The organism is Micromonospora sp. NPDC051296 (genome assembly GCF_040682255.1).
GTDB lineage: Bacteria > Actinomycetota > Actinomycetes > Mycobacteriales > Micromonosporaceae > Micromonospora > Micromonospora craterilacus.
Genome location: NZ_JBFBAO010000251.1, coordinates 1 through 10,625, shown reverse-complemented (window position 1 = coordinate 10,625; position 10,625 = coordinate 1). Strand labels below are relative to the sequence as shown.

Here is a 10,625-nt window from a genome sequence, read left to right as displayed (position 1 = left end):
GCCGCAGACCGGGCAGTGCGGCTCACCGACCCGCGCGTAGAGCAGCCGAAGGTAGTCACCCGCTCCGGGTGACCACCGCGACCCCTGGTCGTCCTGGTCGACTCAGCCGGCGAGGCTGGCCGCCCCCAGGGGCAGGAACCGCCGGCCGGTGACCCGCTCGCTGGTGCCGGTCCGGTCCAGGTACGGCGTGACGCCGCCCAGGTGGAACGGCCAGCCGGCGCCGAGGATCATGCACAGGTCGATGTCCTGCGCCTCGGCCACCACGCCCTCGTCGAGCATCAGCCGGATCTCCTGGGCCAGCGCGTCGAGCGCGTTGCCGCGTACCTGCTCCTCGGTGAGCGGCTGGTCGCCGACGACCAGCAGCTTCGCCACCTCGGCGTTGATCTCGTCGTCGACCACGATCGGCTGGCCGGAGTCGGCGATCCGCTTGAGGTTTTCGCTGACGCCGAACCGGTCCGGGAACGCGGCGTGCAGGGTGCCGCCGACGTGGTACGCCACGGCGGGGCCGACGAGCTGGAGCAACGCCAGTGGACGCATCGGCAGGCCCAGCGGGTCCAGCGCCCGGTTCGCCACCTCCAACGGAGTACCGGCGTCCACGGCGGCGAAGACCGTGCCGAGGAAACGGGTCAGCAGCCGGTTCACCACGAACGCGGGCGCGTCGGAGACCAGTACGCAGGACTTCTTCAGCTGCTTGCCCACCGCGAAGGCGGTGGCCAGCGTCGCGTCGTCGGTGCGCTCGCCCCGGACGATCTCCAGCAGCGGCAGCACCGCGACCGGGTTGAAGAAGTGGAAGCCGACCACCCGCTCCGGGTGCTCCAGGTCCTCGGCCATGGCGGTGATCGACAGCGAGGAGGTGTTCGTCGCCAGCACGGCCTCCGGCTTGACGATCTTCTCCAGCTCGGCCCAGACCTGCTTCTTGACGGTCAGGTCCTCGAAGACCGCCTCGATGACGAAGTCGGCGTCCGCGAAGACGCTCTTGTCGACCGAGCCGGAGACCAGGCCGTACAGCTTGGCCGCGGTGCCCTTGTCCATCCGGCCCTTGCTGACGGCCTTCTCGATCTGGGTGTGCACGTAGCCCACGCCCTTGTCCACCCGGGCCTGGTCCAGGTCGGTGAGCACGACCGGTACCTGCAGGCGGCGGGCGAACAGCAGCGCCAGCTGGCTGGCCATCAGGCCGGCGCCGACGATGCCCACCTTGGTCACCGGGCGGGCCAGGCCCTTGTCCGGCGCGCCGGCCGGCCGCTTGGCCCGCCGCTGCACCAGGTCGAAGGCGTACAGGCCGCTGCGCAGTTCCTCGGAGAAGACCAGGTTGGCCAGGGCCTCGTCCTCCGCGGCGGTGCCGGCGGCGAAGTCGGCGTCCTTCGCCGTCTCCAGCAGGTCCAGCGCCTGGTACGCGGCCGGGACGGCACCGTGCAGCCGCTGGTCCAGGGTCTGCCGGGCGAAGTAGAGCACGCCCGCCCACATGTCCTTGTCGACCTCGGGCCGGGTCACGGTGACCTCGCCACGCACCACGCCGGCCGCCCACTCCAGCGAGCGCTCGAGGAAGTCGGCCGGCTCCAGCAGCACGTCGGCGATGCCCAGCTCGGCGGCCTGCTTCGGCTTGAGCATCTTGTTCTGCATCAGCGGGTTCTGGATGATCACCTGGGTGGCCGCCGGGATGCCGATCAGGTTCGGCAGCAGTTGGGTGCCGCCCCAGCCCGGGATCAGGCCGAGGGAGACCTCGGGCAGCGCCAGGGCCGCGGCGCCCGCCGACAGCGTCCGGTAGTGGCAGTGCAGGGCCAGTTCGAGGCCGCCGCCCATGGCCGCGCCGTTGACGAAGGCGAAGGTCGGGACGGCACTGTCCTTGAGCCGGGCGAAGACGCGGTGCCCGAGCCGGCCGATCTCCAGCGCCTGCGCGCGGTCGGCGAGCAGCGGCAGGCCGGTGATGTCCGCGCCGACGCAGAAGATGTACGGCTTGCCGGTGACCGCGATGAACGCCGGGTCGGCCGCCAGGGCGGCGCTGATCGCCTCGTCCAGGCTGGTCAGGCCGGCCGGGCCGAAGGTGTTCGGCTTGGTGTGGTCGAATCCGTTGTCGAGGGTGATCAGGGCGGCCGGGCGGTCCAGCCCCGGTACGTTCACCTGGCGCAGCAGCGCCCGGGTGACCACCTCGTTCGGTGCCGCGAGCGCGCTCACTTGTTGCCCTCCCGCTGAGCCGGCTGACCGGACTCCGTCCAGTGTGGGTTCTCCCAGATCACGGTGCCGCCCATGCCGATGCCGATGCACATCGCGGTGATGCCGTAGCGGACCTCGGGGTGCTCGGCGAACTGCCGGGCGAGCTGGGTCATCAGCCGTACGCCCGAGGAGGCGAGCGGGTGACCGATGGCGATCGCGCCGCCCCACTGGTTCACCCGGGGGTCGTCGTCGGCGATGCCGAAGTGGTCGAGGAAGGCGAGCACCTGCACGGCGAACGCCTCGTTCAGCTCGAACAGGCCGATGTCGTCGATGCTCAGGCCGGCGATGCGCAGCGCCTTCTCCGTCGACGGGATCGGGCCGACGCCCATCACCTCGGGCTCCACGCCGACGAAGCCGTACGACACCAGCCGCATGGCGATCGGCAGGCCCAGCTCGCGGGCGACCTCCTCGGCCACCAGCAGGCTGGCGGTGGCACCGTCGTTCAGGCCGGCCGCGTTGCCTGCGGTGACCTTGCCGTGCGGGCGGAACGGAGTCTTGAGGGAGGCCAGCTTCTCCATCGAGGTGTCCCGGGGCGCCTCGTCGACCGTGGCCAGACCCCAGCCGGTCTCCGGGTCGCGGATCGCGACCGGCACCAGGTCGTCCTGGAGCTTGCCGTTGGCGTACGCCTTCGCGGTCTTCTGCTGCGAGGCGAGGGCGAACGCGTCGGTCCGCTCCTTGGTGATGTGCGGGACCCGGTCGTGCAGGTTCTCCGCGGTGGCGCCCATGACCAGCGCGGACGGGTCGACCAGCTTCTCCGCGACGATACGCGGGTTGGGGTCGACGCCCTCGCCCATCGGGTGGCGGCCCATGTGCTCGACGCCGCCGGCGATCGCCACGTCGTACGCGCCCACGGCGATGCCGCTGGCGACGGTGGTCACGGCGGTCATCGCCCCGGCGCACATCCGGTCGATGGCGAAGCCGGGAACCGTCTTGGGCAGGCCCGCCAGCAGGGCGGCGGTGCGGCCGATGGTCAGGCCCTGGTCACCGATCTGGGTGGTGGCGGCGATGGCGACCTCCTCGACCCGGTCCGGCGGCAGCTGCGGGTTGCGGCGCAGCAGCTCGCGGATGCATCGGATCACCAGGTCGTCGGCGCGGGTGTTGGCGTACATGCCACCCGCCTTGCCGAATGGGGTACGGACGCCGTCGACGAAGACGACATCCCGGACTTCACGGGGCACTTGAGCCTCCTAGCCGGCACTGGCGTTTCCCCGATGCTACTCGCCAGTAATAACCCGTGCCGCCACACCCCACTGTGGCCCACCCCACACCCTCACCGACCCCCAGGGGATCAGGGGGTGGCGAGGAGGGCTTCTGCCAGAGCGGGGAGGAGGAGGGCGATCTGCCACTCGCGGGCGTTGAAGCTGCGGAGGACCTCGGCCACCGTCGCCTCGGTGATTTCTTCGGGGGGTTGCCAGGCGACGCGGCGGACGGTGTCGGGGGTGATCAGGTTCTCCGGTGGCAGGTTGTGCTCGCCGGCCACCCGCAGCACCACCTCGCGGCAGCGGGCCAGGCGGGCGGCGGCGGCCGGATCACGTTCGGCCCAGCGGTGCGGCGGGGGAGGACCCTCCACCGTCGGTGTCACCGGCAGCGCGTCGTCCGGCAACTGCCGGGCGTCGTCCAGCGCCGCCAGCCAGGTGCGGGCCAGCCGGCGCACCGAGCGGCCACCGAAGCCGGGCAGGGTGAGCAGCGTCTTCTCGTCCTTCGGGTCCAGCTCGGCCGCCGCGACGATGGCCGCGTCGGGCAGCACCCGGCCCGGCGCCGCGTCCCGGCGGGCGGCGATCTGGTCGCGGGCATACCACAGGGAGCGGACCCGGGCCTGTGCCCGCGCGCCGCGTACCCGGTGGATGCCGGAGGTGCGTCGCCACGGCTCGGCCCGCACCCGGGGCGGCCGGGCGCCGGTACGCACCAGCACGGCGAACTCCTCCGCCGCCCACTCGGACTTGCCCTGCCGGGCCAGCTCCGCGTCGAGCGCGTCGCGCAGGTCGGTCAGCAGCTCGACGTCCAGCGCGGCGTAGGTCAGCCACGACTCGGGCAACGGCCGGCTGGACCAGTCCGCCGCGGAGTGGTGCTTCTCCAGGCTGAAGCCGAGCAGCTGTTCGGTGAGCGCGGCCAGGCCCACCCGTTCGAACCCGGCGAGCCGGGCGGCCAGCTCGGTGTCGAACAGTCGGCGCGGGCGTAGCCCCAGCTCGGCGAGGCAGGGCAGATCCTGGCTGGCCGCGTGCAGCACCCACTCCGCGTCGGCGATCGCGGCGTCGAGGGCGCTCAGGTCGGGCAGCGGCAGCGGGTCGATCAGCGCGGTGCCGGCGCCGCCTCGGCGCAGCTGCACGAGGTACGCCCGCTGGCTGTAGCGGTAGCCGGAGGCGCGCTCGGCGTCCAGGGCCACCGGCCCGGTGCCGGCCGCGAAACGGGCCACCACCTCGGCAAGCTGCTCCGGTACGGCCACCGGTTCGGGTGTGCCCTCACGGGGCGCGGTCAGCGGTACGGACTCGCCGCCGGTGGGCTCGGTCCCCGCGTCCGACGGCTCCGGCCGCGCCGACGGCGGGTGCTCGGTGTCGTTTCCCGTACGGCTTGCGGCGGCCCGACGGCGCAGGGGTGGTTCGTCGGTCACCTGACAACCCTAGTGCGCGAGCGGATCGCGCGCCGCGCACCCGCCCCGCCGCGTGTCGGCTGATCGTCGCGGGCCGGCTGCCGGCCGAGCTTCAGGAGGCGCTCCGGCCGGAGTCACGCCGGCCGGGAGCCGCTGCCGCTCAGCCGGTGGTGGCCGGCCGGCGTTCCGGTAGCGCGGTGACGCCGGGTGGGGGCAGGCCGGCGGTGGAGGCGAGCAGGGCGCACCAGGCGTACAGGTGCGGGGTCAGGTCGAGGCCGGTCGGGGTCCACGAGGCGCGGATCTCGATGTCGCCCGCCGCGGGTGGGCCCGCCAGCTCGCCGAACCGGGTCGACGTCGTCTGCGTGATCGTCCCGCCGATGGCCCGGTGCCCCGCGTCGTGGGCGTCGAGGGCGTCGGTGAGCCAGGTCCAGCCGACCCCGGGCAGCAGCGGGTCGGCGGCGAGGTCGACCTCCAGTTCGGCGGTCACGTAGGTGACCAGTCGCAGGGTGCCCTGCCACGCCTCGTGCCCAGCCGGGTCGTGCAGCAGGATCAGCCGCCCGGTGGTCATCTCCTCGCCGTCGCGCAGCACGGACGCGGAGAGGGCGAAGGAGTACGGCGCCAGCCGCTGCGGCGCGCCCACCTCCTCCAGGACGATCTCCGGCCGGGGCGCCGCGGACCGGAGCCCGGCGACCGCGCGGGCGAAGGTGTCCGGAAGCGCGATCGGGGGGGCCATGCCGGCAGCCTATGCCGCCGCTCGGCTCCCCGTCGGGACGGCGCGCCGACGACCGACCTGCTGATGATCCACGCACCGCTGGCCGCTCGTGCCACGTCACAAAGGTGGCGGTGGGCGCGGGGGCGGGATGGGGCGCGTGGCACGATGGCCGCGATGACCACCGACACCACGGGCACCGCCGCCCGAGACGACGTACCCCGCCCTGGCGGGCCTGCCGACTCGCCCTTCGTGCGGGCGTGTCGACGTCAGCCCGTCCCGCACACCCCGGTCTGGTTCATGCGGCAGGCCGGCCGGTCGCTGCCGGAGTACCGCGAGATCCGGGCCAACGTGGCGATGCTGGAGTCCTGCCGGCGACCTGAGCTGGTCACCGAGATCACCCTCCAGCCGGTGCGCCGGCACGGGGTGGACGCGGCGATCCTGTTCAGCGACATCGTGGTGCCGGTCGCGGCGGCCGGGGTCGACCTGGACATCGTGCCCGGAACCGGGCCGGTGGTGGCCGAACCGGTGCGTACCGCCGCCGACGTCGAGCGGATCCGGCCGATCGGCCGCGACGACGTCGGGTACGTGGACGAGGCGGTCCGGATGCTGGTCAAGGAGCTGGGCGACACCCCGCTGATCGGCTTCGCCGGCGCCCCGTTCACCCTGGCCAGCTACCTGGTCGAGGGCGGCCCGTCGCGGACCCACGCGAAGACCAAGGCGCTGATGTACGGCGAGCCCGAGCTGTGGCACGCCCTGGCCGGCCGGTTGGCCGAGGTGACCCTGGCGTTCCTGCGGGTGCAGATCGAAGCCGGCGTCTCCGCGGTGCAGCTGTTCGACTCGTGGGCCGGGGCGCTCTCCGAGGCCGACTACCGCCGTTTCGTGCTGCCCCACTCGACCGCCGTGCTTTCCGGGCTCGCCGACGCCGACGTGCCCCGGATCCACTTCGGGGTGGGCACCGCCGAGCTGCTCGGCGCGATGGGCGAGGCTGGGGCCGACGTGGTCGGCGTCGACTGGCGTACCCCGCTGGACGTCGCGACCCGCCGGATCGGGCCGGACAAGGCCGTCCAGGGCAACCTCGACCCGTGTGTGCTGTTCGCCCCGTGGCCGGTGGTCGAGGCCGAGGTGCGCCGGATCCTCGACCAGGGTCGGGCCGCCCCCGGGCATGTGTTCAACCTCGGCCACGGCGTGCTGCCGGAGACCGACCCGGAGGTGCTGACCCGGGTGGTCGCCCTGGTGCACGAGCTGTCCGCCCGGGGCTGAGCGCGATGGCGACGCGGTGGCGGGTGGCGGTGGTCGGTGGCGGCGTCGCCGGCCTGGCCGCCGCGGTCCGGTTGCGCGACCGCGCCCCCGCCGACACCGAGATCACCGTGTACGAGCAGTCCGGCGACCTCGGTGGCAAGCTGCGCACCGGCGAGCTGGCCGGCGGGCCGGTGGAGTTCGGCGCGGAGTCGTTCCTGATGCGTGACCCGGCCGGCGGGGAGTCCGCGGCCGTGGCCCTGGTCCGCCGGCTCGGGCTGGCCGGGCGGATCGTGCACCCCACCGTCGGGCAGGCGGCGCTCGCCGTCGACGGCGGGCTGCGCCCGATCCCCGGCGGCACGCTGGTGGGCGTACCCGGGGATCTGGACAAGGTGGCGACGGTGGCCCGGCCGACCCCGGAGGCCGACCACGACGGCGGCCGGCCGCTGCTCGGCCCCGACGACGACGTCTCCGTCGGCGGGCTGGTCCGCGCCCGGTTCGGCGACGAGGTGGTCGACCGGCTGGTCGACCCGATGCTCGGCGGCGTGTACGCCGGCCGCGCCGACGACCTGTCCCTGGCCACCACCATGCCGGCCCTGGCCCGGGCGGCCCGGGCGGAGCACACGCTGCTCGGCGCGGTCCGCGCGGCGCAGGCCGCCGCGCCCCGCGCCCCCGGCGAGCCGGTCTTCGGCACCCTGGACGGCGGGCTGAGCACCCTGGTCGACGCGGCCGCGACGGCCAGCGGCGCGACCATCCGCCGGCACGCGGCGGTACGCGAACTCACCTCGAACGGCGCCGGCTGGCGGCTCACCGTCGGCCCCACCCGCGACCCCGAACACGTCGACGTCGACGCGGTGGTGCTGGCCGTGCCGGCCCGCCCGACGGCCCGGCTGCTGGCCGACATCGCCCCCGTGGCGGCGGCGGGCATCGGCGGGCTGGACTACGCCAGCGTCGCCCTGATCACCCTGGCCCTGCCCGAGCCGGCGCTGCCGGACCTCTCCGGTTTCCTGGTGCCCGGCACCGAGGGGCTGCTGATCAAGGCGTCCACCTTCTTCACCACCAAGTGGGGGCACCTGCGCCGGCCGGACGGGCTGGCCCTGGTACGCGCCTCGGTCGGCCGGTACGGCGAGGAAGCCCAGCTCCAGCGCCCCGACGAGGACCTCGCCGCCACCGTGCACCGGGAACTGTCCGCGGTGCTCGACGTGCCGCTGCCCGCCCCGGTCGACGGGCATGTGCAACGGTGGGGCGGCGCGCTGCCGCAGTACACCCCGGGCCACCTCGACCGGGTGGCCGCCGCGCGGGCCGAACTTCGGGCGGCGCATCCGACGCTGACCGTGGCCGGCGCCGGCTACGACGGGGTCGGCATCCCGGTCTGCGTCCGCTCCGGCGAGACGGCGGCCGAGGAGATCATCACAGCACTGGAAGGATCGGGGAGATGACCGAGCAGAGCAACGCGGCCCGGCTGCGGGAGCTCAACGCCACCATCCGCTACACCATGTGGTCGGTGTTCCGGGCCAGCGCGCCGCTGCCGTCGCTGCGCGACAACGTGACCGCCGAGGTCGAGTCGCTGATCGAGGAACTGGCCGGCAAGGACGTCGTGGTCCGTGGCACGTACGACGTGTCCGGCCTGCGCGCCGACGCGGACCTGATGATCTGGTGGCACTCGTCGTCCAGCGACGACCTGCAGGACGCGTACCTGCGGTTCCGCCGGACCACCCTGGGCCGGGCGCTGACCCCGGTCTGGTCGCAGATGGCGCTGCACCGGCCGGCCGAGTTCAACAAGAGCCACATCCCGGCGTTCCTCGCCGGCGAGGAGGCCCGCGCCTACCTCTGCGTCTACCCGTTCGTCCGCTCGTACGACTGGTATCTGCTGCCCGACGCCGAGCGGCGGGAACTGCTCGCCGAGCACGGCCAGATGGCCCGGGGCTACCCGGACGTACGCGCCAACACGGTCGCCTCGTTCGCGCTCGGTGACTACGAGTGGATGCTCGCCTTCGAGGCCGACGAGCTGCACCGGATCGTCGACCTGATGCGCGACCTGCGCGGCTCGCGCGCCCGGCTGCACGTGCGCGAGGAGGTCCCCTTCTACACCGGCCGCCGCCGCCCGATCGCCGACATCGTCTCCGCCCTCGCCTGAGGTGCAAGGAAGGTGCAAGGAAGGGCCCCCTGTTAACGCCTGGCGTTGTATAGGGGGCCCCTCTTAACGCGCCGATCCGCAGCGGGCGATGCTGCCGGGCCGGGTGATGCTGCCGGGCCGGGCGGGGCCGCGCCGGAGGGAGAATGGCGCGGCCCCGACCGGGGTCAGGTGGTCGCCGTACAGGTCAGCGTCGGCGTGCTGTTCGTGCCGGTGATCGAGGCCAGGAACCCGAATGTGGTGCTGGCTCCGGCGCCGAGGCTGCCGTTGTAGCTGACGTTGGTGGCGGTCACCGTCGAACCGCTGGAACTGACGGTGGCGTTCCACGCCTGGCTGATCTGCTGGCCGTTGGCGTACGTCCAGGTCACCCGCCAGCCCCGGATGGCCGCGCTGCCCGCGGTCACCTGCACCTCACCCTGGAAGCCACCGGACCAGGAGTTGGTGACCCGGTACGTCGCCGCGCAGGCACCCGCCGGCGGGTTGGTCGGCGGGGCAGTGGTGGGCGGCGGGGTGGTCGGCGGCGGCGTGGTGGGCGGCGGAGTCGTCGGCGGCGGCGTGGTCGGCGGGGGAGTGGTCGGCGGTGGAGTCGTTCCACCGCCGAACTGCACGTCGCTGCAGATGTAGTACGACTGGTCCATGTGGCTGGCCTGCCAGATCGTGTACACGATGTGGCGGCCGGTGCGGCCGGGAGCGTTCGCCGGGATCTCGATGGAGACCCCGCCGCTCTCCCGCTGCCACTGCGACGCCGGGGTGTTGCCGATCTGGCCGACCAGTTCCAGGTTGGACCAGGCCAGCGGCTGGGTCAGCGCGTCGTAACCCTGCCGGGTCACGTACACCCGGATGTAGTCGGCGCCGTGACTGGCCTGGTCGAAGAACTTGACCCGGAAGTTGTTGGAGATGGAGGTGGTCCGCCAGGCGCCGACCGTGTCGAGGGCGTTGTACCGCCCGCCCTCGGTACGGCCGCCCGAGCAGAGCTGGCCGTTCGGGATGGCACCCTGGTGGTTGCCGGCCACGCCCTCGCGGTACAGGCCGTTCCAGTTCCACATGGCGTTCGGGTTGGCCTGCCACGCCTGCCAACACATCGGGTCCTCGGTGGCCATCCGCGGGTTCTGGAAGTCACCGCCCCACCGCTCCCAGCAGCCGTAGTTGCGGGACGCGGGGTTGATCACGGACCCGTGTGCGGAAGCGGGATTGGCCAGCGCGGTGGTGAGCAGCAGCGTGGCGGTGGCCGCGACGGCCAGCAGCCACAGCGCGCGTGATGATCTGAGAAGTTTGGACATGGAGCCCCCAGGGGGAGTCGTCGGATCGCGACATCGCCCGGAGCACCGGGAGTTGCCTCTCCCGCGCCGATTGCGTGGCCGTGTGTACTGGCTCCGACGGGAAGAATGGCACAAAACATCGCCATCCGTCAATGTGACTTGCCCATGTGGTTGCTCAGCGATGGCACCGCATCGGGGTGTGCGGGATGCCGTCCTCGACGTACTCCGGTCCGCTGACCGTGAAGCCGTGCCGGGCGTAGAAGTCGACCAGGTGCGACTGGGCGTCCAACACGCACGGCCGGTCACCGATCTCGGCCAGCGCCGCGGCCATCAACCGCCCGGCGTACCCGCCGCCGCGGGCCGCCGGCGCGACCACCACCCGCCCGATCCTGGCCACCCCGCCGGGGTCGGCCAGAATCCGCAGGTACGCCACCGGAGCGCCGCCCTGGGTCAGCCACAGGTGCCGGGTGCCGGGTTCGACGTCGC

The 10,625-nt window shown here is 73.3% G+C and carries 9 protein-coding genes; 3 read left to right on the top strand and 6 right to left on the bottom strand.

What is annotated here, in order from left to right:
• Window positions 1-102 precede the first annotated feature (102 nt).
• The 4 genes from AB0M52_RS23490 to AB0M52_RS23475 all read right to left on the bottom strand — a co-directional run bounded on the left by AB0M52_RS23490 (window position 103) and on the right by AB0M52_RS23475 (window position 5,531).
• The gene (locus AB0M52_RS23490) at window positions 103-2,172 is read right to left on the bottom strand and encodes a 3-hydroxyacyl-CoA dehydrogenase NAD-binding domain-containing protein (RefSeq protein WP_363957384.1); all 2,070 of its coding nucleotides are present in this window, start codon (window positions 2,170-2,172) and stop codon (window positions 103-105) included.
• Window positions 2,169-3,389 (bottom strand): acetyl-CoA C-acyltransferase, encoded by a 1,221-nt coding sequence (locus tag AB0M52_RS23485; RefSeq protein ID WP_363957381.1) that lies wholly within the window; start codon window positions 3,387-3,389, stop codon window positions 2,169-2,171. Before AB0M52_RS23485 ends, AB0M52_RS23490 begins: the two co-directional genes overlap by 4 nt.
• A 110-nt stretch (window positions 3,390-3,499) precedes the next feature.
• Window positions 3,500-4,819: a ribonuclease D gene (locus tag AB0M52_RS23480; protein WP_363957378.1), complete on the bottom strand. Its 1,320-nt coding sequence runs from the start codon at window positions 4,817-4,819 to the stop codon at window positions 3,500-3,502.
• Between the two features lie 139 nt (window positions 4,820-4,958).
• Window positions 4,959-5,531: a DUF3000 domain-containing protein gene (locus AB0M52_RS23475; protein ID WP_111217679.1), complete on the bottom strand. Its 573-nt coding sequence runs from the start codon at window positions 5,529-5,531 to the stop codon at window positions 4,959-4,961.
• 153 nt (window positions 5,532-5,684) lie between these two features.
• On the opposite strand from AB0M52_RS23475, the gene hemE reads away from it, so the two are divergent.
• The 3 genes from hemE to hemQ are packed head-to-tail and all read left to right on the top strand — an operon-like array spanning window position 5,685 to window position 8,883.
• Entirely contained in the window at window positions 5,685-6,770 is a 1,086-nt protein-coding gene (gene hemE / locus AB0M52_RS23470) for a uroporphyrinogen decarboxylase (RefSeq protein ID WP_363957375.1), read from the top strand.
• A gap of 5 nt (window positions 6,771-6,775) precedes the next feature.
• Window positions 6,776-8,185, top strand: a complete 1,410-nt coding sequence (gene hemG / locus AB0M52_RS23465) for a protoporphyrinogen oxidase (RefSeq protein ID WP_363957372.1) — start codon at window positions 6,776-6,778, stop codon at window positions 8,183-8,185.
• Window positions 8,182-8,883: a hydrogen peroxide-dependent heme synthase gene (hemQ, locus tag AB0M52_RS23460; protein WP_363957369.1), complete on the top strand. Its 702-nt coding sequence runs from the start codon at window positions 8,182-8,184 to the stop codon at window positions 8,881-8,883. Before hemG ends, hemQ begins: the two co-directional genes overlap by 4 nt.
• 164 nt (window positions 8,884-9,047) lie before the next feature.
• On the opposite strand, the gene AB0M52_RS23455 is transcribed toward hemQ, so the two are convergent.
• Window positions 9,048-10,160 (bottom strand): lytic polysaccharide monooxygenase, encoded by a 1,113-nt coding sequence (locus AB0M52_RS23455; protein ID WP_363957366.1) that lies wholly within the window; start codon window positions 10,158-10,160, stop codon window positions 9,048-9,050.
• Between the two features lie 154 nt (window positions 10,161-10,314).
• The coding region (locus AB0M52_RS23450; RefSeq protein ID WP_363957363.1) for a GNAT family N-acetyltransferase at window positions 10,315-10,625 on the bottom strand (311 nt) is incomplete at its 5' end.